Below are 25,739 nucleotides of genomic sequence, written 5' to 3' on the forward strand. Positions count from 1 at the left end.
CGTTTATAGAGTAATAGAAATTGAGAAAAGGCTCATATCGAAAGGTATGAGTCTTTTTGCTATCTGGGGTTTGAGAAAATAAACGAGCCCAATACCTTATTGATAATAATAACTATTTCTTTTTATGTCTTGCAATTATGCTTAATTTATATTCAGATACGTAACTTATAAAATATAAATATAATTACCAGGATGTATTATGAAAGGTTATTGGTTGGCGTTTATTGCTTGCTTGTTTATTTCAGGATGTGCAACCACATCAGTTACAGAACTTAAATCTGATCCTCGTTGGGTCACTGGTCAGCTTGATAATGGATTCCGTTATCATATTTATCCTGATCGAGAAAAAGAAGTATCTATTCGTTTTATTGTACATGCCGGCTCATTTCAAGAGACACAAAATCAAAAAGGTTACGCTCATTTCGTAGAGCATATGGCTTTTAATGGTAGCGAACACTTTTCACAAAATGATGTTATCTCTCTATTTGAAGATGCAGGATTAAGTTTTGGAGCGGATATTAACGCTTACACTTCTTATTATGAAACCGTGTATAAACTTGATTTACCTGATAACTCTCAGCTTAACAATGCGCTTGTTTGGATGAGAGATATTGGTGATGGTATTGAACTGTCATCTAAAGAAGTGGAAAAAGAGAAAGAGGTTATTCTTGGTGAGTTTCGTTACTCAAGGTTAGAAGATAAGCCTATTTCGGCTCAGTTTTATGAGCATATGACCGCAGGAACTGTTTATGAAAATAGCGATCCTATTGGGAATAAGGAGTCGGTTTTATCTGCATCCTCAACACAACTTGCAGAGTTTTATCATCAGTGGTATCAACCTCAATTAACTGAAATTGTTATTAGTGGCGATGTTACTCTTGAAGATGCGATTACACTGATAACTAAACATTTTGAAAGTTGGAAGAAAGGCTCTTCAGTTGTAAGTACGATGCCATTAGAGCCTCTAAATCAAAATGACTTTATTGCTAAAGTGGCAAGTGGTGAGCCACCAAGTATTGCTCTGGTTATTGATCGTGGTGATTTTAGAGTAAATACAAGAGAAGAGCAGCATCAACTATGGTTAGATGAAATTGCTCATTCAATTATTCAGCAAAGGTTAGGTGGTGTATTCCTTGACGCTGCAATGCCTGTTCAATGGATTTACTCGACGGATTACTATGTATCTGATCAGCGCTATTTTATTTCTTCAGTCTCATTTCCTGCTAGTTATAGAACCCAAAGCCAAACACTATTTTTAGATACGTTAGCTTCATTACGAGATCATGGTGTGTCACATGGTGAGTTGGATAACTTACTTCAACCTTATCATTATCAACTTGATAATCTTGATGCAAATCTTGAAAACTTAACGCCTTATGATCATGTTGAAAACAGAGTTAATGGTGTTGTGAGTCAGCAGATAAGTCAATCAAGTTTAGATTACAAGGCAAGTTTGACGTCATTTTTAGCAGCGACAGATTTGAAGGTTGTTAATGATCATATTGATGAGTTGCTTTCGTCTTCATACCAATTTGCTATTGGCGTTGATTCCGTTGAATCCCTCTCTCAAATAGAATTAAGCATTCCTGAGTTAAAGTCTGCGTATGCAAAATCAGGAAGTGAACCATTAATTAATAATGTTAGTGCCGCTTTTCCTGTTCCAATGACCAGTGGAATGATTTTGTCTGAAACTAAATTATTTGAGGAGGTTGATTTAACTCGTTGGACACTAGATAACGGGTTAAATGTTCTTTATTTGAGAAAAACCGATGCCGGTGATGACGTGGTGTTTTCGTTAGCAAGCAAAGGCGGAATAGCAGCATTGCCTTCAGAGTTGATACCAGCAGCGAATATTGCCATACCAGCAGTTACTCGTAGCGGTCTTGGTAAATTCACAGGCTCTCAGTTAGATGCTCATTTGAGAAATGAAGGTATTGAGCTTTATCCTTTTATTAATTTTACTCATCACGGCCTTGAAGGAATTACGGATAAGGAAGGGCTTGCTGAGACGTTTGCTGTAATTACTGCAATTATGTCTGAAATTAATGTTGATGAAGGGCAGTTAAAAGCGGTAAAGCAGGAGTTTGAACAAAACAGAGATGCTTATATCTCTACATCTCTTGGTCAATTTACTAAAGCTATTAATAGGAACACTTATTCTTCTACTAATCGACATCAACTACTTGATGGGGAGGATGTAAATCTCGTTACTAGTGAGCAGATTAAACGAGTACATCAGTTATTATTTCAACAGAATCGTAATTATCAGTTAGTGATTGTGGCTGATTTAAAACCGTCTGAGTTAAAACCATTACTTCGTCAGTACTTAGCAAATATACGTTTAGGCGCTGCAAAGAAAACGAATTACGCCGTTACTTATAAGTCAGATTCTGTACCGAGTATTAGCATGGCGGTAAATACTGAACAGAGTAGTCATTATATTTCTCAGTTTATCGCAGTTCAGGGTTTGGAAGATCACTCTGCAAAATCCATTTTTATTCAGGATATGCTGCAAAGAATAGTATCTAAGAGATTGATGCACTATGTTCGAGAAGAACTAAGTTTGGATTACGCTCCATATGCGCTTATGGTGAATGCTGATAGTGAGTTTAAACCTCATTGGGTTATGGGCGCACAAGTTGACCCTAAGAATGCACAACTTATTGAGTCTGCCATTGATAAGGTAATAAAAGATTTATTACGTGGAGTAACAGAAAATGAGGTAAATGCTGCAGCTAAACAGTTAGTGGTTGATTTAGAACCATTAAAAAATAACAGTACTCAGCAAGCATGGCTGCTAAATCGTTACACCATACACAACTACGGAGTTGAAGCTCTATTTGGTATTTCAGAAACAGCAAACTCAGTTAATGTAGAAGATATAAATAGATTGATAAAATATTCATTTGGTAAAAACAGTCATCAATTTAAGTATCTATCGACGCCAATTTGATTTTTTTGTGATCTATATCTTGTTTTTTAGGGCGTAGATAGTAAAATCGCTGCTTAATTAATCATCTAGGGTTTTGTTTAAATGGGTTACGATTTAGGTACTGTTTATCTTGGTCAAATGGCTGCAAAAAAAATGCTTAACGAAGAAATGTATGGCAAACAGCAACCAAGAACAAAGAAAACAGCAGTAACAAAAAAACTTTGGAAAGGATTCGAAAATGTTAATACTAAAATGGCAAACATGGTGAGTGGATACACTCCTGTATTAACTTGGTAAATGATTTACTGAATAGTTTGAAAGGGCATACCTAAGGTGTGCCTTTTTTATTTGCCATTTGAAAATGATAGGAGTAGCATTCTGATTGTTGTTTGGTTCTTATGCCAAATACGGGTGATGGATTTCCACCTTTAACCGCTCTATTTTTAGAGATAATGATTCCTACTGTAGCGTTACCCTGATCAGTGAGTCTGATCGTATTGGGGTAGATCCGTCTATGGTAGAGCAGTTTGTTATTTCTCTTCTCTTCTAAGATCGTCTATCCTTTTGTTTAACCATTATTTAAAGATAGAGATCCATGGCACATCCTCTTAATCGAAATTTTCAAAACTTATTTCAAGTAGCTCGTTGGTCATTACTAATTCTACCTGTTGCTTTATTGGTAGGGTCATTTAACGCATTTTTCTTATGGTTACTAAGTGAAGCGACGCAAGCTCGCATTGCGAATCCATGGCTGATTTATTTATTACCAGTTGCGGGTTTAGCTATTGTTTATAGCTACCGAAATTGGGGTAAAAATTCGGCGGGCGGTAATAACTTAATTATGGATGAAATCCACCAAGCTGGGGAAGGTGTTCCAGTAAGAATGGGGCCATTAGTGTTATTTACTACGGTGATAACGCATTTATTTGGTGGCTCTGCTGGTCGTGAAGGTACGGCTGTTCAAATTGGTGGTGCAACAACCGATTGGTTATCTAAAGTCTTTAAGCTATCTGAAGATGACCGAAAAATGATGCTAACCGCAGGTGTTGCCGCTGGTTTTGCTTCTATTTTTGGAACGCCTTTTACTGGAGCCATCTTTGCTCTTGAAGTGTTGTTTATTGGGCGTATTAAGTTCAATGCCATCATTCCTGCGCTATTGGCTGCTATCTTAGCTAATGTGGTCGCTTCGGCTTGGGGTGCCCATCATACGCATTATTTAATTAACTTTGATCAGGTTAGCACCTTGTTTGGTCATGCTGTTGATATCGATCTTTTATTAATGGCTAAAGTGATTATTGCTGCAATTGGTTTTGGTATTGCTGGTTATTTGTTTGGTGAGTTGACTCATGGCTTTAAAGATCTGTTTAATGCAACACTAAAAAACCCATATTTGATTGTCGTTGTGGGTGGTTTGATGGTCATCATCATTACGCAATTACTTGGCAACTATGATTACATTGGTATTGGTGTTTATCCAAGTCGTGATGGTGGTGTGAGTATTACTTCTGCATTTACCGAAGGTGGAGCAGAGTGGTATAGCTGGATTTTAAAACTGGTATTAACTGCGATTACTCTTGCTGCTGGTTATAAAGGTGGTGAAGTAACACCGTTGTTTTTTGTTGGTGCTACGTTAGGTAACTTCTTAGGTTGGGTTATGGGGGCTCCGATTGATTTATTTGCTGCTCTGGGTTTCCTTGCGGTATTTGCAGCTGCAACCAATACACCATTAGCTTGTACGATTATGGGCGTAGAATTGTTTGGTGCTGAGTATTTACCTTATTTCGCATTAGCGTGTTATACGGCTTATTACTTTAGTGGTCATACCGGTATTTACTCTTCGCAACGTGTTGCTGTTTCTAAAACATTAGAGCATGGTCGTGATCATGACGGCCTAAATAAAATAGGGTCATATCGTGAACATAATTCATCGTCATTAAAACACCTAGCGAATAAGCTAACTAAAAAAGACAAATAGTTTCACGTGAAACATGGTGGTTTATCTAGATTAGAACTTGGTAGAGATAATTAGAACCTAATGTGCTTCTCCACAAAAAATAACACTGTATTTGTTGGTGTAAGAGCTACGGATGACAAAGGTGGTTTTTTGTTACGAAGCACACAAGGTTCAATATGCCTTGTGGGAGAGGATTCGAACCTAATGTACTTCTCCACAAAAAAGAACATTGTATTTGGTGGTGTAAGATCTACCGATGACAAAGGTGGTTTTTTGCTGCGAAGCACACAAGGTTTAATATGGATTGTCGATATGTAAAACTCTATATGCGCTCACTCACAAACTCAGCCAACCACTTGATAACTTTTTTCTCTTCCATTTCATTTCTTGCATACTTTCTTTATACTCCGAATACGTTCAGATTTTGATTCAACGATCTGAAGGAAACTTGTCGGAGTGCTTAGTGCTTTTTAAAGTACGAGCTGAGACCGCAGTGCGGGATCCGTAGAACCTGATCAGGCTAATACCTGCGAAGGGAACAAGAGACAATTTACATCTTAGTTTATGAAACCATATCTACAGATTGAAAGGTACAGACGTAGCTGAATTTTAGCTGCTTTTATTCTTTTTAACTTGTGGGCATAACAGTACAGACAGATATTCTCTGCAGCACAAACTAAGAACCTCTTGCTACAACTCAAATCCGGCAAGCAATTATTCTATTTTTATCAAGGAATTTTGCTATGTCGTCAAGCCGTAAACAAGCACGTTTAGATGCTAAAACCAATATTGAATCGTTATCGGTTCAACCATATCCAAATTCAAATAAAGTCTATATTGAAGGCTCTCGTCCTGATATTCGCGTTCCTATGCGAGAGATTTCATTAGCTGACAGTTTAGTTGGTGGTACCAAAGAATCACCAATTTTTGAACCAAATGAACCTATCCAAGTTTATGACACTTCAGGTGTGTATACCGATCCAAGCTACGATATCGATGTATATAGAGGATTACCTAAGTTGCGTCAAGAATGGATAGAAGAGCGAAATGATACCGAGTTACTTGATGGCGTGAGCTCTGTTTATTCGCAAGAGCGTTTAGCGGATGAAACTCTTGATGAACTTCGTTATGGAAATCTCCCAACGATTCGCCGTGCTAAACAAGGCCAGTGTGTTACTCAACTGCATTATGCGCGTCAGGGAATCATTACTCCTGAAATGGAATATATAGCGATTCGTGAAAACATGGGTCGTCAAAAGTTTGCAGATGAGCAACTTAATCACCAACATCCTGGCCATAGTTTTGGGGCTAACTTACCGAAAGAAATCACACCTGAATTTGTGCGTAAAGAGGTTGCTGAAGGGCGCGCAATTATCCCATCAAACATAAACCATCCAGAAGCAGAACCAATGATCATTGGTCGTAATTTCTTAATTAAAGTTAACGCTAATATTGGTAACTCATCGGTGAGTTCATCAATTGAAGAAGAAGTGGAGAAGCTAGTTTGGTCAACGCGTTGGGGCGGTGATACGGTGATGGATTTATCTACGGGTCGAAATATTCATGAAACTCGTGAGTGGATTCTACGTAATAGCCCTGTCCCAATTGGCACGGTTCCAATGTATCAAGCGCTAGAAAAAGTGAATGGTGTAGCCGAAAACCTTAACTGGGAAGTGATGCGAGATACCTTAATCGAACAAGCTGAACAGGGGGTTGATTACTTTACCATTCACGCTGGTTTATTGCTTCGCTATGTACCAATGACAGCAAAACGTGTCACAGGGATTGTATCTCGTGGCGGCTCTATTATTGCTAAGTGGTGTCTTGCTCATCACCAAGAAAGCTTCCTTTATACACACTTCCGTGAGATCTGTGAAATTTGTGCTAAATACGATGTGGCTTTATCTTTGGGTGATGGCTTGCGTCCGGGCTCTGTTGCTGACGCTAATGATGAAGCGCAATTTGCTGAATTACGCACTTTAGGTGAGCTAACTAAAGTTGCGTGGGAATACGATGTTCAAGTCATTATTGAAGGTCCAGGTCATGTTCCTATGCACATGATTAAAGAGAATATGGATGAACAACTTAAACATTGTCATGAAGCGCCATTTTATACATTAGGCCCACTAACGACAGATATTGCTCCTGGATATGATCACATTACTTCAGGCATTGGTGCTGCCATGATTGGTTGGTATGGCTGTGCCATGTTGTGTTACGTAACGCCAAAAGAACACTTAGGGTTACCAAATAAAGACGATGTGAAGACAGGCTTGATTACTTATAAGTTAGCAGCACACGCAGGCGATTTAGCCAAAGGTCATCCGGGTGCACAAATTCGTGATAACGCCTTATCAAAAGCCCGCTTTGAATTCCGTTGGGAAGACCAGTTTAATCTGTCTCTTGATCCTATTACCGCTCGTGAATATCACGATGAAACCTTACCGCAAGAATCGGGCAAAGTTGCTCACTTTTGTTCAATGTGTGGGCCTAAGTTCTGCTCAATGAAGATCTCACAAGAAGTCAGAGAGTACGCTAAAGATTCGGAACAAGTTGCTTTAGACCAAGCAATCGAAATTAAGATGATAGATGACCCTCTAGAAGGGATGCGTCAAAAGTCAGAAGAGTTTAAAGCGTCTGGGTCTGAACTTTATCATCCTGCAGTTGAAGCTGAATAACGATGATAATAAGGGATGTTTCACGTGGAACATCTCTTAGTTTTGTATACGGAATTGAGGTGAGACAGCAATGTTTGCATTCCCTAATATTGATAAAAGTAAGTTTGGTTTATATCCCGTAGTTGATGATGTGTCGTGGATAGAAAAATTATTAAAGCTCGATGTAAAGACAATCCAATTGAGAATTAAGAATCCAGAACAAGCAGACTTAGAGCAACAGGTTATAAAAGCGATTAGGCTTGGCCGTGAATATGATGCTCAGGTGTTCATCAATGACTATTGGCAGTTAGCTATTAAGCACAAAGCATTTGGTATTCACCTTGGACAAGAAGACATAGAGGTTGCTGATTTACAGGCGATTGCTGAGGCGAATATTTGTCTTGGTTTGTCGACACACGATGATAGTGAACTATTAAAAGTAAAAGCCCTAAATCCAAGCTATTTAGCGCTTGGTCATATTTTTCCGACACCAACGAAAGAGATGCCATCACAACCACAAGGTTTGACCAATCTTGCAAAGAATCAACAATTAGCTGGAGACATTCCGACCGTTGCGATTGGCGGTATTGATCTCTCCGTTGCTAATGATGTGTGGCAAACCGGTGTTGATAGTATTGCGGTAGTTCGAGCGATTACTGAGGCTGAGGATACAGAGCAGGCCGTCGAGAAATTTAACGCCATTATTTCTGAACCAAGAAGAGGAAATCTACAGGAGGTTGCTTATGAGTAACCAGTTAATGGAAGGGTTAAGTGACCAAGATTTTCTGCGTTATAGCCGTCAAATTATGTTGCCTGATATTGGTGATAAAGGGCAAATAGCATTAAGAAATAGTACGGTTCTCATCATCGGTTGTGGCGGATTGGGTTCTTCGGTTGGAATGTATTTATCCGCTTCTGGTATCGGTACATTAATCATTGCCGATGGAGACAAAGTTGAATTAAGCAACTTACAGCGACAAGTGGTGTATCGCGATAACAACCTAAATCAAAATAAAGCGATGGCAATGGCACTGCAACTTAAAGGGTTGAATGGTACAACTCATATTGAAGTGATCAGCCATAAGTTAACAGAGCCAGAGTTATCCCGTTTTATTAATCAAGTCGACGTTGTTTTGGATTGCTCTGATAATTTGCCAACACGTCATGAAACTAATGCGGCATGTGTAAAGCATAACGTTCCACTTATTTCTGGTGCAGCAATTGGATGGCAAGGGCAGCTAATGTTGTTTTCAAATCAGGTCACGGAAAAAAACACGTCGTGCTATCACTGTTTATTTCCTTTTACTGAAAGCCACCAAACACAAAACTGTCAGTCGTTCGGAATTGTGGGACCGGTGGTAGGCATGATAGGAAACTTACAGGCATTAGAAACCATTAAATACCTTACTCAACCGAGTTACATGAAATGGGACACCATTCATCAGTTTGATGGCCGCTTTTTGACTTGGTCATCGATAACAATTCCAAAAGACAGCCAATGTTCAATCTGTGCTTCAACAGTAAGCAATGATGTTTCACGTGAAACACACTCAAAGGGAGAGACTTGTCATGAGTGATTTAATGTCAATAGAACTTAATGGTGTGTCTTATCGAGTTGAGGTCACGCATACATTATCTTCATTTTTAGAATACCATGGTATTGATACACAGGGATGTGCAGTTGCAATCAGCAATCAGATAATACCGAGATCAGAGTGGCAAAAGCGTGGGTTATCACAGGGTGAATCCATCTCTTTATTTCAAGCAATCGCTGGAGGTTAACATGAATGACTTATTAACCATCGGAGATAAGACGTTTAGATCACGTTTATTTACCGGAACAGGAAAGTTTCCAAGTGCTAGTGTTATGCAAAAGGCACTTATAGAGTCTGGTTCTGAATTATCAACAATGGCGTTAAAACGTGTTGAAGTGAATAACCCTGAAGACAATATATTAAAGCCGATTGTGGATGCAGGAATTAACTTATTACCCAATACGTCTGGTGCTAAAAATGCTCGTGAGGCTATTTTCGCCGCACAACTGGCTCGTGAAGCATTGGGCACAAATTGGCTTAAATTGGAAATTCACCCTGATCCCAAATACTTAATGCCTGATCCAATTGAAACATTAACCGCAGCAGAAGAGTTAGTGAAACAAGGGTTTATTGTCTTGCCATATTGTCATGCTGATCCCGTTTTATGTAAGCGACTAGAAGAGGTTGGCTGTGCTGCTGTTATGCCACTAGGTGCGCCTATTGGTTCAAATAAAGGCATTGTCAGTCGTGACTTTTTAGAGATTATTATTGACCAAGCTCGAGTACCTGTAGTGGTTGACGCTGGTATTGGTGCGCCATATCATGCTGCTTTGGCAATGGAACTGGGGGCTGATGCTGTGCTTGTGAACACTGCGATTGCTGCGGCAAGAAATCCAATCGCAATGGCAACTGCATTTAAATTAGCGGTGCAATCTGGCCGATTAGCTTATGAAAATGGGTTGGCGGCAGTTAATACTCAAGCTGTTGCTTCTAGTCCATTAACGGCATTTCTTGATTAAGGTGAATGAAATGACATTTACTGATGAATGGGAAAAGTTACATTGGGATGAGGTTAAACTCTCTATCTATAGTAAAACGCATCATGATGTTGAAAGAGCGCTAAGTAAATCCAAACGAGATCTTGAAGATTTTAAAGCCTTAATTTCTCCTGCTGCAGAAAGCTATCTTGAACAAATGGCTCAAGAGTCTGCACGATTAACTCGCCAACGTTTTGGTCATACGATTGGTTTTTATATTCCTTTGTATCTTTCTAATCTTTGCGCGAATGCATGTACTTATTGTGGCTTCTCAATGGAGAATCGCATTAAGAGAAAGACGCTCAACCAAGATGAGGTTGCACAGGAAGTGAGGGCGATTAAAGCGATGAATTTTGATAGTGTTCTTTTGGTAACGGGAGAACATGAAACCAAAGTTGGGATGAATTACTTTCGTCAAACATTACCGCAGATAAAGCAGTCGTTTAATTATCTCGCAATGGAAGTTCAGCCTTTAGAACAAGAAGAGTATGCAGAATTAAAAACCTTAGGTTTGGATGCGGTGATGGTGTATCAAGAAACGTATCATCCATCTACTTATGCGGAGCATCACCTTCGTGGAAATAAAACCGATTTTAAATTTAGATTAGAAACGCCAGATCGATTGGCAGAAGCGGGCATTGATAAGATTGGAATTGGGGCGCTTATTGGGCTAGAAGAGTGGCGAACAGATTGCTTTTTTGTGGCAGCGCATTTGGATTATTTAGAGCGTCGATATTGGCAGACTCGTTACTCTATTTCTTTTCCAAGATTGCGACCATGTGAAGGTGCGCTGCAATCAAAATCAATAATGAGTGACAAACAACTGGTGCAATTAATTTGTGCTTATCGGTTGTTAAACCCCGAGGTTGAACTGTCATTGTCCACTCGAGAGTCTGAACATTTTAGAGATAATGTATTGCCATTAGGTATCACATCAATATCCGCTGCATCGAAAACACAACCGGGTGGTTATGCAAATGATGACCAAGAGCTTGAACAGTTTTCTATTAGTGATGAACGATCTGCTGAATCTGTTTCTTTAGCGGTACAAGCGAGGGGGTTTGAACCAGTTTGGAAGGACTGGGATAGAAGTTATTCAAATTGATGTTTCACGTGAAACAACATAAAAAATGCCACGTTTGCTCTTTAATACAAATAGATACGTGGCATTTTCTTTATCGTGTTTTAATGAATTAGCTTTCGTAGCTTAATTCAGCTGTCGCTTGTTTAAGCCACTCTTTTACTTCGCCATCAACAAGAGGGCTAACTTCATTCCAGACTTTCTGATGATAGTTATTCAACCACGCTAACTCTGGGCGATTTAGCATATCAACATTGATCAGACGTTTGTCGATAGGACAACGTGTTAAAGACTCAAATCCAAGAACCGAGAAGTCACCTTGAGTTTCAATTTCAACGACTAGCTCTAAGTTCTCAATACGGATACCAAACTCGTCTGCACGATAATAACCAGGCTCATTAGAAAGCACCATTCCAGGAAGAAGCGCTGTGTTATTTACTACTTTAGCAATACGTTGAGGACCTTCATGCACACTTAAGAAGTGACCAACACCGTGGCCAGTACCATGATCATAATCATAACCTTGCTCCCATAAATGTTGGCGAGCAAGAATGTCTAATTGATGCCCACATGTACCTTTAGGGAAGCGAGCATTCGCTAACCCGATATGGCCTTTAAGAACTAAAGTAAATTGCTGTTTAATGTCATCACTTGGTGTACCAACCGCTAATGTTCGAGTGATGTCTGTTGTGCCATCTGGATACTGACCGCCTGAATCAACTAGGTATAAACTGTTCATTTGTAGTTTACCTGGTTCAGGTTGGTTTTGATGATTGTAGTGACACATTGCCGCATTACCAGCAGCTGCTGAAATAGTATCGAAACTTAAATCAGCCAGAGAGGCATCTTCTTCACGGAATGCTTGAAGTTTGTCTGCTAAAACAGCTTCGTCGTGTAAAGTGCCAGCTTCAATCTCTGCGTCAAACCAAGTTAGGAATTTAGCCATAGCAGCGCCATCACGAATATGACAAGCACGCATGCCTGCTTTTTCCGTTTCGTTTTTAGCGGCTTTTGGTAGTAAACATGGATCAGATGCTTCAATGATTTCTGCGTTCGCATTACTTAAGACTAATGACATCCATGCGTTTGATGTTGCTGAATCAACTAGAACTTTTTTACCTGCAAGTGATTCTAATGTTGCTTGCAAGGCATCTGGTTGGTGAACTCGAACACCTTGGCCAACATGAGCATTAAACTCTGCAGGAAGACGTGAAGGTTCTAGGAAAAAATCAACACTTTCATCTGCGTGAATAATGGCATGAGAAAGAAGTACTGGTAGGCGAGAAACATCCAAACCACGGATATTCAATAACCAACAGATGGAGTCTAGTTGTGTTAATAGCGCAGCGTCAGCTTTTTTCTTTGAGACTTCTTTTGCAATTTCTTTACGCTTGTCTTCAGAACTTTGGCCGACAAATTCTAATGACATTAAACGTACATCAGACACTTTAACTTCTGGGCGGTCTAACCATAACTCATTAATAGGGTTAGTGGCGATTGCTTCAAGAGTGACAACGGCTTCAACATTTTTTGATGCTGTTTTTAGCCATTGAGCTGTGTGCATGCGTGGGTCTATTGCCACTTTTGAACCCGAAGTAAGACTGTCTTTAATCCATTCAAGCAGTGGTTCTTCATGTAGGTGGCGATATTCAAATACATCTGCAGGCACTTGTTTACGAACTTGAACGGTATAACGGCCATCCACAAAAATAGCCGCTTTTTCTTTAGTAATAACAGCCGCACCAGCAGAACCAGTAAAACCAGTAACCCAATGCAAACGTTCGTTATGCTCTGGAATATATTCACCTAGAAATTCATCTTCATGAGGAATAATTAAGGCATCGAAATCTTGTTGAGCAAGCCATGTACGTAGTTGTTCAACACGCTGAGAAGTTTGTGGGTGCATCTGAGTGTCCTTTTATACCTGTGATTAATTGGTATGACTCTGTCCGTGTGTACGAGGCAGAAATTAGTTATGTTTTTTGTAGAGTTATAACCTAGCGCTTTTAGTGTTCATCTGCAATTGTTGATATTGATAAATCTTTACAGTGATTAATTATGGTATTTCTAAGCCAACAATTTGCCGCATCATTCTCTTTTTGTTGATGCCAAAATAGGGTGTATGCCATTTGAGGTAAGTCTGTAGGCAAGGGTAATACAACTAAGTTAAGTTGTTTGGCTATTAATTTTATAAAGTGGCTTGGTGCTGTGAAGACTAAATCGGTATGAGTACATAAACTCGCAGCACTATTAAAATCAGGCACAATAATACCAATACTACGTTCGAGTCCTCTGTCTGCTAATTTGTAATCAAGCAACCATTGATCTTTACCATCACAGCGAACTTGTACATGACGTTGTTGAAGGTAAGTGTCTAACGTCCATTCTTGTTTTAATACAGGATGATTACGGCGAACCAAACACATTTGACTATCTCGATAAATTTCTTTGCTGCAAATATCTTCAGGCGTATGCATAGTGATATTGGCGTATTTTGGGTCGAGGTCTTTACCTGTAATACCTATATCCATTTCACCAGATTGAAGTTTCTTTAATGTATTGGTATCCCATGCATGAGTATCTAACATGACATTGGGGGCTTTGTTTAAAATGTAAGACATGAAGTGTGGAAGCAGTAATGGATAAGTACTTTCAACCAAACCTAAACGAAATCGATAATGACTGCTTTTAGGATCAAAATTTGATGCTTCAGTGATGCTTTCTAAGTGGCTTAATAACGTATGTAGTTGTTCTTGAAGGTTTCGTGCTTTCGCCGTGGGCTGTAAACCATAAGATGTGCGAGAGAAAAGCGGATCGTTAAATTGTTCGCGTAATTTAGCTAAGTTTTTACTAACGGCAGATTGGCTTAAGCACAAACGTTGAGCAGCACGAGTGACACTTTTTTCTTCTAATAATAAATGAAGCGTAAGAAGAAGATTAAGATCAATCTTTGCCAGTTTTTCGAAAAACATAGAGATATTCCAAATAAGAATGTTAGATCTGAATATAAACCATTTCTGTTCATATCTCTAATTGAGTACACTCCTCGAATCATTTTAGGAGTTACCAATGCACACGCCAGTTACACCTCAATCAGCAACATCAATGTCATCAGTCTCGGACAAAAAAATCATCACCTTAATGGTGGTATTAGTATTGTTCAGTCCATTAGCTATTGATATTTATCTTCCTGCTTTGCCAGCGATGGCGGCAGAGTTTCATGTACCATCAACAATGGCTCAAGATACGATTACTTGGTTTATGTTTAGTATGGGGCTAGGTCAGTTATTTGCGGGTCCATTGGCTGATCGCTATGGCCGTAGACCAATCGCACTAACGGGTATTGTTATTTATGGAATGAGTGCAGTGTTGGCGTATACCGCTCAAGCAATGGAAATGTTATTGCTTGCTCGATTACTACAAGGTTTTGGTGCGTGTGCAACATCCGTTGCTGCTTTTGCTTCTGTTCGTGATTCATTTGGTGCAGAGAAAGGTGGGCGTATGATCAGCTATTTAAATGGAGCGATCTGTTTTATTCCCGCTTTAGCTCCTATTTTAGGTAGTTACTTGACTCATCATTTCGGCTGGCGTTCAAATTTTAGTTTTATGGCTGGTTTTGCTTTAGTTGGTTTTGCTTTAATTCTTACTAACTACAAAGAAACAAAACCAGAAAATACAGTTCAAACAGGGAAACTTATTAGTCCATCTCGCTACTGGTCTGTATTAAAGAATCCAACCTTTTTGTTCCATGCTTCTTTATGCATGTTATCAATGGGGGTTATTTTAGCTTATGTTACTTCAGCACCTGTTTTCTTGATGGATCAATTAGGGCTGACTATGAATGAGTTTACCTATTGGTTTGCGATTAATGCAGCGATCAATATTGCAGTTTGTTTTATTGCTCCTAAGTTCATGATCAAGTTTGGAACAAAACGAGTTTTATTATCTGGCTTAACGATACTAGCTATATCTGGTGGTTTAATGTTAAGTCTGCAACATATTCAGCAAGCTTGGGCGTTTATGATCCCAATATTTTTGGCTTCTGTAGGCTATGCATCAGTGCTTGGCTCAGCAGCGGGTAAAGCGCTGGCACCATTTGGTGATAGAGCGGGAACAGCTGCTGCATTGTTAGGGTTATTTCAAATGAGTGGTGCAGGTATCATTGTTGGCACAATGCAAAGATTAGCACTCCCATCTGCACAACTCTTAACCCTAATGATGTGGCTTCTTATCCCAGGTTTGCTGATTTTATTAACTAAAACAGGTCAACGTTGGCATTCTGAAACCGTTACGCAGTAATTCGCATAATTTGAACAGAAAAAGAGCAATTTTACTTTTTAATATATTCAGTTAATTATGGTTTCAGTGTATATTCAGCACTTAATTACTGTTGATTGAAAATTAAAAGGCAAAACACGCAATGTCGATGTCCGTTATTGAAATGGCTCGTGTCCTAGAGCAAATGGAAGAGTCACCAGAAAAACTTATGTTTGGTAAACTACTTTCTGAACTAGGTAATCAAAGCCAAGAGCGCGTAAGAAGCGCTGCGCGACAAGTGTCTGTTCCAACATTGCGTGATCTGATTTACCAATTCCAAGTGGTAATTGAAGAGCGTAAAGGTGAAACGACAAAAAAACTGGCTGAAGAAATGGCAAAAGAAGGGGTTTCGTTAGAAGACTTCCAAGCTTATTTAGCGAGTAAGAATAAATAATAACCTTAATTCAAATTTTGGTTAGGTAATTAAAATAGAAAAGCAGCGTATATACGCTGCTTTTTGTTTTTTAGGTCAATCTAGATAATTCAGTAAATCTCTATTTATTACTCACATTGCAATTATTGCTCTGTTTGGCGCTCTTCCTTTTTACCAAAGAACTGTTGGATCAGTAGACCACACACAATCATAATTAATCCGATTAATGTTGATGGGTGTATTTCTTCTCCGATGATATTGGCTAATAGCAGCAAAGAGATAAATGGAGAGGCAAAAATTAGGTTACTAATTCGAGCAGTATTTTGTGTTAATCGTAATGCTGACAACCATAAAACAAAGGTAACGCCCATCTCAAATAGCCCTACGTAAGAAACCGCAGCCCAACCACTCATTGGTATTTGAGCCCATGGTGCTCCTTCATAAATACTTAAACCTATCGCAACAGGTAGAGCAACTAAGAAACCAAGTAAAAGCCCAAGAATAGGGTCTGCTTTATTTTTCGTATTAAGAATCCAGTAACCCGCCCACAATAATGTTGAGAATAAGGCTAAGCCCACACCTAGAGGGCTATCAAATTCTAATGCAAGCACATCACCTTTAGTCGCAATAACGATTACTCCTAAATAGCCTAACACACACGCAATCCAATCTTGTTTGCGTATTTTTTGCCCAAGAAAAACCGCAGCCATTAAGGTTAAGGTAATTGCCCAGCTATAATTAAGAGGCTGAGCTTGAGAGGCAGGCAATAGGTCATAAGATTTGAATAGAACCAAGTAGTAAGCCAGAGGATTAATTGCACCTAATAAAATGTAATACAAAGGGTTAGCTAGAAAGGTATCAATCAATTGCGATAACGTTTTTTGATAAGCAGCAACACCAGCCAGAGCCAGAATAGAAACAGCGCTTGCAATGGTTAGCATTTGGGTTGGCGTAAAATGCTCAAGAGTGATTTTAAAAGCAGTGGCAACGGTTGACCACAACAGAACCGCAGCGACACCAAATCCTAAAGCACGACGTTCGTTCATTGTTATTGTTCTCAGTAAAAAATCCATTTGGATCTGGAGTGTACCTGTGCTTGAAAAATAGTGTTAACTGGACATTTATCCAGTATCAAAATATCCTATGGTAATTCGTGTTTACATTGAGTGAGTTATGGAATTTTTGAATCAGTTTGGTGGGCATTTATTGTTTGGTTTTGCAGGCGCTAGTATCGCGTATGCCGTTGCTCATGTATTAACAAAAAGTCGAAACCAGCAAGAGTTAGCTTTGTTAGAACAGGAGCTAGAATCAGAAAAAAAATTGGCAGGCACTCAACTGCACCAATTAACCCAACAAGTTGAAAAGCAGCAGCAAGAACTCGATGAACTTGATCTTGAGCGTGACAAATTAGCGCAAGAGCAAAAGCAATCTCATGGGCGCTTAATGGCGGCAATGGAAAAGCTGCGTTATTTTGATGCTATTCAAAAAGAGAAAGAATATTTAACTCAGCAGCTCGAGTTTTCTCGCCAAGCAAATTCAAATATCGAAGCCGAATTGAGAGAGCAAGAAGCACGTAATGAAGAAGAACGCAAAGCAAGCCAAGAGAAGATTGAATTACTTGAGCGAGCAGAAGAAAGGTTAAAGCAGCAATTTGAAAATTTAGCCAACCAATTGTTTGAGCAGAAAACCAAAACGGTTGATGAACAAAATAAGGTGAGCTTAGAAGGTTTGTTATCTCCATTAAAAGAGCAGCTTGAAGGGTTTAAAAAACAAGTAAACGACAGTTTTGGTTTTGAAGCTAAAGAGCGCCACACTCTGGTACATGAAATTCGTAGCTTACAACAGCTTAATGAGCGAATGACACAGGAGGCGGTAAACCTGACCAATGCTCTTAAAGGTGACAACAAACAACAAGGCAATTGGGGTGAAGTTGTTCTTTCGCGAGTGTTGAAAGAATCTGGTCTCAGAGAGGGGCATGAATACGATACTCAAGTCAGTATGGATGATGAAGATGGTAAGCGTTTTTATCCTGATGTGATTGTTCACTTACCTGACGAGAAAGACGTAGTGGTTGATTCAAAAATGACCTTAGTGGCATATGAGCGTTTTTTTAACAGTGAAGACTTTAATCAAAAAGAACATGCGCTTGATGAACACTTAATGGCGATTCGAGCTCATTTACGAGGATTAAGTAAAAAGGATTACCATAAGTTAAATGGCTTACGCAGTTTAGATTATGTCTTGATGTTTATTCCTGTAGAACCAGCGTTTCAAGTTGCGATAGAGGCTGACCCATCGCTCATCTCTGATGCGATGGAGCAGAATATTATTATCGTTAGCCCTACAACGTTATTAGTTGCGCTTAGAACCATCAGTAATTTATGGCGTAATGAGAGACAGAACCAAAACGCCAAAATCATTGCAGAACGCGCAAGTAAACTGTACGACAAAATGCGTCTTTTTGTTGATGACATGGAGGCGGTTGGTGGCGCACTTGATAAGGCAAATCAAAGTTATCAGGGAGCAATGAATAAATTGGCAAGTGGGCGTGGAAACTTAATTCGCCAAGCTGAAAGCTTTAAAGAATTGGGGGTTGAAGTGAAGAGAGACATAAATCGTCGTCTTATTGACCAATCTTTTGAAGCCGATACGATGCAAACACTTGGTGATAACGGGTTGGATAAAGTAGACTAGAGGGCTGTTGAATCCATAGAGAACGGATTCAACGTACTATCTCTAGAGGACGAAAAATGACGGACAAGATGAACATGGCTGAAGAAACAACACACTTCGGCTTCACTACAGTCGCTAAAGAAGAAAAAGTAGCGAAAGTTGCAGAGGTGTTTCACTCTGTAGCAGCAAAATACGACATCATGAATGACCTTATGTCTGGTGGTGTTCACCGTGTTTGGAAACGATTCACGATTGATTGTAGTGGCGTACGTCCAGGTCATAAAGTACTTGATTTAGCTGGTGGTACTGGCGATTTAACGGCTAAGTTTTCACGTATTGTGGGTGAGAAAGGCCAAGTTATTCTTGCTGATATTAATAACTCAATGCTAAACGTTGGTCGTGACAAACTACGAGATATGGGCATCGTAGGTAATGTAAATTACGTACAAGCAAATGCAGAAGAGCTACCTTTCCCTGATGACCATTTTGATTGTATTACCATTAGTTTTGGTCTTCGTAACGTTACGGATAAAGATAAAGCACTGCGTTCTATGTTCCGTGTTCTTAAGCCGGGCGGCCGTTTATTAGTGCTAGAGTTTTCAAAACCAATTCTTGAGCCGTTATCAAAAATTTACGATGCGTACTCCTTCCACCTATTACCGAAAATGGGTGAAATCATCGCAAATGATGCAGACAGCTATCGCTACCTTGCTGAATCTATTCGCATGCACCCAGATCAAGAAACACTGAAAGGCATGATGGAAGACGCAGGATTTGAACAAGCAAATTACTACAACTTAACAGGTGGTATCGTTGCTCTACATCGTGGTTACAAGTTTTAAGGGATAGAATAATGCCATTAGAACCATTCGTAACAGGCGTGATGGAGACAGGGTTAAATACTCTGTTAAAAGAATCTCCAGAAAGCAAAGCGGCACTGCATCGTTTAAAAGAAAAGATCATTCATGTTCATTTGAATGAAGTGAACAAAGATCTTTTCTTTGTATTTAGTCACCTACAAGTTGATATTCTTTCTCGATTCGAAGGTTCAGTTGATTGTTACTTAGCTTTAAATCTTTCTGTTTTGCCACAACTGCGTGATCAAAATAATATCACTCAACTTATCAAACAAGATAAGTTGGTATTGGAAGGCGATTTAAAACTTGCTCAGCAATTTTCTGCATTACTTGAAGAATTAAAACCAGATGTTGAAGAGAAATTATCTCAATATACTGGTGATATTGTTGCACATACTTTAGTTAGTGGAGTAAAAGGTGGAGCCTGCTGGGTGAAAAAACAGATCACTCGTCAAACTCGCCATGCAGCAGAAGTACTTACTGAAGAGTGGAAAATGGCACCGGCACCATTAGAAATTGCCCACTTTTGCGATCAAGTAACCGATGTTGAGACTCAACTTGCAGAGCTTGATGCTCGGTTATCTCGTCTAATACAAAAAACAGGGTTAGAACCAGCATGACGCCATCTGAGTTAAAGCGCTTATATCACATCACTAAGGTTCAACTTGAGTATGGGTTAGATGAGCTGTTACCTGAACATGCGTTAACTCAATTGCCAAAGCGATTACGTAAAGGTTTATTCTGGATTAAAAATAAATACCCTGAAAAACCACTTGGTGAACGCTTACGTCTAGCATTGCAAGAGCTCGGTCCTGTTTGGATTAAGTTCGGTCAAATGATGTCGACCCGTCGAGATCTTTTTCCTCCTCATTTAGCTGACCAATTAGCGCTACTTCAAGACCAAGTTGCCCCATTTGATGGTCAGTTAGCGAAAGAGCAAATGGAAATTGAATTAGGTGGACCATTAGAGAATTGGTTTACTGATTTTGATATTAAGCCGTTGGCTTCAGCTTCCATTGCTCAGATACACACCGCAAAGTTAAAAGATTCAGGTAGAGAAATTGTTCTTAAAGTGATTCGTCCTGACATTCGTCCTGTCATCGAATCTGACATTCGCTTAATGTACCGTATGGCGAAGTTGGTAGAGCAACATATTCCTGAAGCGCGTCGTTTAAAACCTGTAGAAGTCATTGAAGAGTACGAAAAAACCTTACTTGATGAGCTAGACTTAAGAAGAGAAGCCAGTAATGCAATGCAGCTGCGCAGAAACTTTGAAGGTAGCGAAGAACTTTATGTACCTGAAGTCATTTTAGATTTAAGCTCTGAGCATCTTATGGTGTCAGAGCGCATTTACGGTATTCAAGTATCAGACATTGAGCAGCTTGAAAAAAACGGCACCAATATGAAGTTATTGGCTGAACGTGGTGTCTCTGTTTTCTTTACTCAGGTGTTTCGAGATAGCTTCTTTCATGCTGATATGCACCCAGGAAACGTATTTGTAAATCCAGATAATCCAGAAAATCCACAATGGATCGGATTAGACTGTGGTATTGTGGGAACACTCAATAAGGAAGATAAACGCTATTTAGCAGAAAACTTATTGGGTTTCTTTAATAGTGACTACCATAAAGTTGCACAATTACATGTTGATTCTGGTTGGGTTCCGGCAGACACTAATGTTGAAGAGTTCGAATTTGCTATTCGAATGGTATGTGAACCCATTTTTGCGAAACCATTAGGAGAAATTTCTTTTGGTCATGTGCTGTTGAACTTATTTAATACAGCACGTCGGTTCAATATGGAAGTGCAACCACAGTTAGTCTTATTGCAAAAAACATTGTTGTACGTAGAAGGATTAGGCAGACAGCTTTATCCGCAATTAGATCTATGGGCAACCGCCAAACCGTTTTTAGAAACGTGGATGGCAAAACAGGTAGGACCGGCAGCCTTTGTGACTGCTTTGAGTGAGAAAGCGCCATTCTGGGCTGAAAAATTACCCGAACTGCCAGATTTAGTTTATGACAGTTTGCGCCAGGGCAAAGTTCTTAATCAACGAATGGATAAACTTTACGCAGGTTACCGTCAAAGTAAGCGCCAACAAGCAAAAGGACAATTCCTATTTAATGTTGGAGCCACACTTCTGATTTGTTCTGCGGTGTTATTAACCAGTAACATTACTGTGTTAGCATCAATTAGTGCTGCTACAGGAGCTGCGTTTTGGCTATTTAGCTGGCGAGCATATCGTCGTTAAGCGTAACTTTATTTAGCAATTTTTTAACCCTAACACGCTGAGGAAATAAGCATGGGTGGTATTAGTATTTGGCAACTTCTTATTATTGCAGTAATTATCGTTCTGTTATTTGGTACGAAAAAATTACGTGGTGTAGGTAGTGATTTGGGTTCTGCAGTTAAAGGCTTTAAAAAAGCGATAAGTGAAGATGAGCCAGCAAAAGATGCGAAAAAAGACGCTGATTTTGTACCTCAAAACTTAGAGAAAAAAGAAGCTGAAACAGTAGAAAAACAAAAGCAAAACGACAAAGAGCAGGCATAATAAGTGTTTGATATCGGTTTTTGGGAACTGATACTGATCTCTGTTGTTGGACTAGTTGTATTAGGACCGGAACGTTTACCAAAAGCGATCCGCTCTGTTGCGCAGTTCATTGGAGCAGCAAAAAGCATGGCGAATAACGTCAAAGATGAGCTGTCACAAGAATTGAAGATACAAGAACTTCAAGAGAATTTGCGCAAAGCAGAACAGATGAATATGGATGACTTATCGCCTGATCTTAAAAAGTCAGTAGAAGAGTTAAAGCAAGCGGCAGCAGATGTCACTCGTCCATATGCAAAACCAGAAGAAGAAAAAGTAGAGACGCCAAGTGCTGATTCGAGTTCTTCTTCGGCATCTGACTCAACTTCTAAAACGAAAGCAGAGTAATTATGTCATCAGTTGAATCCTCTCAGCCGTTGTTAGCGCACTTACTAGAGCTAAGAAATCGTCTATTAAAAGCAATCATTGCAGTTATTGTCGTATTTTTAGGCTTAGTTTGGTTTGCTAATGACATTTATGAGTTTTTATCAGCACCTTTGGTAGAAAGACTGCCAGAGGGTGCAACTATGATAGCAACTGATGTCGCGTCACCATTTTTCACGCCCATAAAGCTGACTTTGGTGGCATCGATATTTGTCGCTGTTCCAGTAATTCTTTATCAAGTATGGGCATTTGTGGCTCCTGGACTGTATAAGCATGAGAAAAGACTCATCATGCCGTTATTGTTCTCTAGCTCTTTGCTATTTTATGCTGGTGTATCATTTGCGTATTTCGTTGTATTTCCTTTGGTATTTGGTTTCTTTACAACCATTGCACCAGAAGGGGTTCAAGTAGCAACTGATATCGCCAGTTATCTTGATTTTGTTTTAGCTTTATTCTTGGCTTTTGGTATTGCATTTGAAGTACCTGTTGCCATCATTTTGCTATGCTGGACAGGTGCTACAGACCCAGATACGTTAAGACAAAAGCGTCCATACATTATTGTAGGTGCCTTTGTTGTAGGTATGATGTTGACACCACCAGACATTATTTCTCAGACGTTGCTGGCAGTACCTATGTGTATTTTGTTTGAGATCGGTTTATTCTTTTCACGTTTTTATGTGAGAGAGAATAACGAAGATGATTTGGAACAAGATGAAGCATAATGCTTGATAAAAAATCTGAATATTGAAAAAGCGTTGATGGTTATCAGCGCTTTTTTTATGTCTATTTTAAATCATATAAAGTGAGTTAAGTGATCATGATCACGCTCAATTTTTGAAGCTTTATAGAGATAAATAGACAAACAGGAAACCGCTTGTGCGAGATCTCTCACAAGCGAGTGAGATTTAGCGCTTTTTTTAGCGCCGTTTTCTCTTTGTTTTTTATTAAGTTGTTGATATTTAATGTTTTGTGTTTGTTGGGGAATACCACTATATTTTTTTTTGCAATTATTTGAAATTAGTCTATTGCTGAAAAAAGTGAAAAGCGTAATCTTATTGGTGTCGGAAGGATGCTGACACGGAACAGGAACTAGCCAAGGATTTGGTACGCTTCAGGATGAGGCACTCGGTTACTTAGGATTAGTAATCGGCATGGATAGCGAAATGGACATTGAATGGACGCAATAGTAACTAGGATGGTTGCTACTAAGGAAAGACAATGGACACCTCTAGGATTGAGGTAAATGGACTGCACATCAGGATGATGTAAAGGACACCGCTCAAGGAACAAGCGAAGAGAGTTAACTAAGGATTGTTAACGGATCAGGATAGATCATGGACACCGCTAGGATGGCGACGAAAGGAATAAGCTGACGGATTCAGCATACTATCAAGGATTTGATGCATGGAGCACCATTAGTAGCCGGATTGCTGCGAGTAAAGTTATAGCCCCGCTAGATGAAAATCTAGTGGGGCTTTTCTTGTTTAGAGCAAAGTAAAAAGCAGGGATGAGAGGCGAGGACGCTTCGCTCGAGGAGCGAGGAAAATCAAAAGCCGATTCAGAATTGTAATGAAATATGGTATCAACAACCCCCTCTAACTCCCCCTTGTATTGAAATTATCGATCCCAGCAATTCATAGATAAAGGGGGAGAACCTTCTTTGGTGCGGATATTTCAGCGATCACAATACAGTTCCTCCCCTTGAGTAAATATCTCATGTGATCACCAGTGTCGATATAAGGGGAGGTTAGGAGGGGTTGTGAGTAGAGACTTTAGTTATTCAATGTCTTTATTGATGTTTTTTAGTAACCCCCTCTAACTCCCCCTTATATTGATATTCTCGATCCCAGTAATTCATAGATAAAAGGGGAGGCCTTCTTTGGTGCGGATATTTCAGCGATCACAATGGTGTTCCTCTCCTTGAGTAATATCTCATGTGGTCACCAATGTCGATATAAGGGGAGGTTAGGAGGGGTTGTGAATGCAGGTTTTCACCTCTATAAGTAACGTGTTGCGTCTTAAGAGAAGTTATTTATCTTTTGATCTTATAGCCTCTAGTTAGCGAGCCGTATAGGCTCTTCCTGATTTGACCCCAATAAAGTGGACACTCGATCACGAGGATTGAGTGACATGAAAATCAAATCACAACGAAAGTTTTCTAATGAGTTCAAAAGAAACGCAGTTCAACAGTCATTAGACTCTCCAGATACAGTAAAATCAGTGGCGATCTCTATTGGGATCGCTCCTCAGCTATTGGTAAAATGGAGAAGCCAGATGACATCTAAAAAACACACAGTAGCGCCCATTCCTAATAAAGGCCCTGAAAAATCGCTAAAAGAACTAGAGCGTGAGGTTGTCGAACTTAAAAAACGCTTAGCAGATGCGGAGTTGGAGAACGATATCTTAAAAAAGGCGACGGCCTACTTCGAAAGACGAAGAGAATAAGATTTGAGTTTATTTCCAAGTACTCAAGCCCAGTAAGGCCGGTAGTAAAACTTTGTCGCTATCTTGATGTGTCCACTTCAGGGTATTATAAGTGGTTAAATAGAGAGCCTACGCTTCGCGATAGATATAACGCTGAATTGAAGTGTTTTTTAAAAGACGAAAGCGAACGTCAACACTGTGTCCCTGGCTATAGAAAACTCTATGAAGCCGCTATCTCTTATGGTTTTATTTGTAATAAGAAACGGATCCAACGTCTGCTTCAAAGTCTTGGTTATCGTTCCAGAGCGAGTAAGAAGAGGCATGGGTGTGCGCCTAAGCAGAAATTAGGCTTTCCAGCTTTTAATTTACTGGACCGAAAGTTTTCAGTATCACAGCCAAACAGGGTTTGGACTTCAGACATTACTCAGGTCCGATGTAGTGAGGGTTGGCAGTACTTATGTGTTGTATTAGACCTTTACTCAAGAAAGGTCATCAGTTGGTCGACGAGTAGGATTAACAACGCAGAGCTTGTAGTTCGTAGTTTAAAGAAGGCTTGGGAAAGACGTAGACCTGATGGTAGTCAATTGATGTTTCATTCAGACCAAGGAGTTCAGTATACGTCAGAGATGACGATGCGTTGGTTGTACAAGAGAGGAATAACAATCAGTATGTCCCGTAAAGGAAACTGTTGGGATAATGCTTGTTCAGAGAGTTTCTTTGCTCAGTATAAAAAGGAATGGATAAGCTGTTTAGGGCAACTATCAAGAGAAGAGATGACAATGCAAAGTCGACTTTATATCGATGGCTATTATAATCCGATAAGAAGGCATGGGACTCTAGGAGGAAAGAGCCCCATAGATTTTGAGTTAAGTAACTAAAACCCCGTGTCTACTTTTAAGGGGTCATATCAACCTGAAACCTGAAACCT

21 protein-coding genes, 1 pseudogene and 2 riboswitches are annotated in these 25,739 nt (G+C 39.5%); of the genes and pseudogenes, 19 read left to right on the forward strand and 3 right to left on the reverse strand.

Annotated features, from left to right (window positions below):
• Window positions 1-199 precede the first annotated feature (199 nt).
• From AVFI_RS00110 to thiH, 9 genes and pseudogenes are all read left to right on the forward strand, one after another.
• A complete protein-coding gene (locus AVFI_RS00110) occupies window positions 200-2,953 on the forward strand; it encodes a M16 family metallopeptidase (RefSeq protein WP_188863536.1) in 2,754 nt (917 codons plus the stop codon).
• An 81-nt stretch (window positions 2,954-3,034) separates the two neighbouring features.
• The gene (locus tag AVFI_RS00115; RefSeq protein ID WP_005416817.1) at window positions 3,035-3,229 is read left to right on the forward strand and encodes a hypothetical protein; all 195 of its coding nucleotides are present in this window, start codon (window positions 3,035-3,037) and stop codon (window positions 3,227-3,229) included.
• Window positions 3,230-3,333: 104 nt separating this feature from the next.
• Window positions 3,334-3,401: riboswitch (Fluoride riboswitch) on the forward strand.
• A gap of 126 nt (window positions 3,402-3,527) precedes the next feature.
• On the forward strand, window positions 3,528-4,907 hold the full coding sequence (locus tag AVFI_RS00120; RefSeq protein WP_188863535.1) for a voltage-gated chloride channel family protein: 1,380 nt from the start codon (window positions 3,528-3,530) through the stop codon (window positions 4,905-4,907).
• Window positions 4,908-5,328: 421 nt separating this feature from the next.
• Window positions 5,329-5,441: riboswitch (TPP riboswitch) on the forward strand.
• 188 nt (window positions 5,442-5,629) lie between these two features.
• Window positions 5,630-7,564: a phosphomethylpyrimidine synthase ThiC gene (gene thiC / locus AVFI_RS00125; protein ID WP_012532655.1), complete on the forward strand. Its 1,935-nt coding sequence runs from the start codon at window positions 5,630-5,632 to the stop codon at window positions 7,562-7,564.
• A gap of 67 nt (window positions 7,565-7,631) precedes the next feature.
• A pseudogene (gene thiE, locus AVFI_RS00130) lies at window positions 7,632-8,294 on the forward strand (thiamine phosphate synthase); the annotation flags it as partial.
• A complete protein-coding gene (locus AVFI_RS00135; RefSeq protein WP_054775561.1) occupies window positions 8,287-9,120 on the forward strand; it encodes a HesA/MoeB/ThiF family protein in 834 nt (277 codons plus the stop codon). The pseudogene thiE and the gene AVFI_RS00135, both read left to right, overlap by 8 nt.
• Window positions 9,113-9,325 (forward strand): sulfur carrier protein ThiS, encoded by a 213-nt coding sequence (gene thiS / locus AVFI_RS00140; RefSeq protein ID WP_005416828.1) that lies wholly within the window; start codon window positions 9,113-9,115, stop codon window positions 9,323-9,325. The genes AVFI_RS00135 and thiS overlap by 8 nt, the downstream gene beginning before the upstream one ends.
• A 1-nt stretch (window position 9,326) precedes the next feature.
• Window positions 9,327-10,097, forward strand: coding sequence for a thiazole synthase (locus AVFI_RS00145; protein ID WP_188863534.1), 771 nt, complete (start codon window positions 9,327-9,329; stop codon window positions 10,095-10,097).
• Between the two features lie 10 nt (window positions 10,098-10,107).
• Window positions 10,108-11,220, forward strand: coding sequence for a 2-iminoacetate synthase ThiH (gene thiH / locus AVFI_RS00150; RefSeq protein WP_054775560.1), 1,113 nt, complete (start codon window positions 10,108-10,110; stop codon window positions 11,218-11,220).
• Between the two features lie 88 nt (window positions 11,221-11,308).
• On the opposite strand, the gene AVFI_RS00155 is transcribed toward thiH, so the two are convergent.
• Both AVFI_RS00155 and AVFI_RS00160 read right to left on the reverse strand, forming a co-directional pair.
• On the reverse strand, window positions 11,309-13,102 hold the full coding sequence (locus AVFI_RS00155; RefSeq protein ID WP_188863533.1) for an aminopeptidase P family protein: 1,794 nt from the start codon (window positions 13,100-13,102) through the stop codon (window positions 11,309-11,311).
• A 100-nt stretch (window positions 13,103-13,202) separates the two neighbouring features.
• Window positions 13,203-14,168, reverse strand: coding sequence for a LysR family transcriptional regulator (locus AVFI_RS00160; RefSeq protein WP_063649394.1), 966 nt, complete (start codon window positions 14,166-14,168; stop codon window positions 13,203-13,205).
• A gap of 97 nt (window positions 14,169-14,265) precedes the next feature.
• On the opposite strand from AVFI_RS00160, the gene AVFI_RS00165 reads away from it, so the two are divergent.
• Together AVFI_RS00165 and tsrA are read left to right on the forward strand one after the other, a co-directional pair.
• On the forward strand, window positions 14,266-15,495 hold the full coding sequence (locus AVFI_RS00165; RefSeq protein ID WP_054775559.1) for a multidrug effflux MFS transporter: 1,230 nt from the start codon (window positions 14,266-14,268) through the stop codon (window positions 15,493-15,495).
• 121 nt (window positions 15,496-15,616) lie between these two features.
• Window positions 15,617-15,907 (forward strand): H-NS-like global regulator TsrA, encoded by a 291-nt coding sequence (gene tsrA / locus AVFI_RS00170; protein ID WP_005416841.1) that lies wholly within the window; start codon window positions 15,617-15,619, stop codon window positions 15,905-15,907.
• Between the two features lie 122 nt (window positions 15,908-16,029).
• On the opposite strand, the gene AVFI_RS00175 is transcribed toward tsrA, so the two are convergent.
• The gene (locus AVFI_RS00175; RefSeq protein ID WP_063649396.1) at window positions 16,030-16,932 is read right to left on the reverse strand and encodes a DMT family transporter; all 903 of its coding nucleotides are present in this window, start codon (window positions 16,930-16,932) and stop codon (window positions 16,030-16,032) included.
• A 127-nt stretch (window positions 16,933-17,059) separates the two neighbouring features.
• Between AVFI_RS00175 and rmuC the strand changes: the two genes are divergently transcribed.
• From rmuC to AVFI_RS00215, 8 genes are all read left to right on the forward strand, one after another.
• Window positions 17,060-18,580 (forward strand): DNA recombination protein RmuC, encoded by a 1,521-nt coding sequence (rmuC, locus tag AVFI_RS00180; RefSeq protein ID WP_188863532.1) that lies wholly within the window; start codon window positions 17,060-17,062, stop codon window positions 18,578-18,580.
• A 56-nt stretch (window positions 18,581-18,636) separates the two neighbouring features.
• Entirely contained in the window at window positions 18,637-19,401 is a 765-nt protein-coding gene (gene ubiE, locus AVFI_RS00185) for a bifunctional demethylmenaquinone methyltransferase/2-methoxy-6-polyprenyl-1,4-benzoquinol methylase UbiE (RefSeq protein WP_005416847.1), read from the forward strand.
• 11 nt (window positions 19,402-19,412) lie between these two features.
• Window positions 19,413-20,036: a ubiquinone biosynthesis accessory factor UbiJ gene (locus tag AVFI_RS00190; RefSeq protein WP_005416849.1), complete on the forward strand. Its 624-nt coding sequence runs from the start codon at window positions 19,413-19,415 to the stop codon at window positions 20,034-20,036.
• Window positions 20,033-21,667: a ubiquinone biosynthesis regulatory protein kinase UbiB gene (gene ubiB / locus AVFI_RS00195; RefSeq protein ID WP_188863531.1), complete on the forward strand. Its 1,635-nt coding sequence runs from the start codon at window positions 20,033-20,035 to the stop codon at window positions 21,665-21,667. The genes AVFI_RS00190 and ubiB overlap by 4 nt, the downstream gene beginning before the upstream one ends.
• Before the next feature lie 51 nt (window positions 21,668-21,718).
• A complete protein-coding gene (gene tatA / locus AVFI_RS00200; protein WP_005416854.1) occupies window positions 21,719-21,967 on the forward strand; it encodes a Sec-independent protein translocase subunit TatA in 249 nt (82 codons plus the stop codon).
• Between the two features lie 3 nt (window positions 21,968-21,970).
• Window positions 21,971-22,351, forward strand: a complete 381-nt coding sequence (gene tatB, locus AVFI_RS00205; protein ID WP_005416855.1) for a Sec-independent protein translocase protein TatB — start codon at window positions 21,971-21,973, stop codon at window positions 22,349-22,351.
• 2 nt (window positions 22,352-22,353) lie between these two features.
• Complete coding sequence (tatC, locus tag AVFI_RS00210; RefSeq protein ID WP_065604340.1) at window positions 22,354-23,109, forward strand: Sec-independent protein translocase subunit TatC; 756 nt, start codon at window positions 22,354-22,356, stop codon at window positions 23,107-23,109.
• 1,408 nt (window positions 23,110-24,517) lie between these two features.
• A protein-coding gene (locus AVFI_RS00215; protein WP_139073841.1) for an IS3 family transposase occupies window positions 24,518-25,689 on the forward strand; the annotation gives its coding sequence in 2 pieces (ribosomal slippage) (window positions 24,518-24,788 and window positions 24,788-25,689; 1,173 coding nt in all).
• Window positions 25,690-25,739: the final 50 nt, after the last annotated feature.

Origin of the sequence: Aliivibrio fischeri ATCC 7744 = JCM 18803 = DSM 507 (genome assembly GCF_023983475.1) — a bacterium.
GTDB classification, from domain to species: domain Bacteria; phylum Pseudomonadota; class Gammaproteobacteria; order Enterobacterales; family Vibrionaceae; genus Aliivibrio; species Aliivibrio fischeri.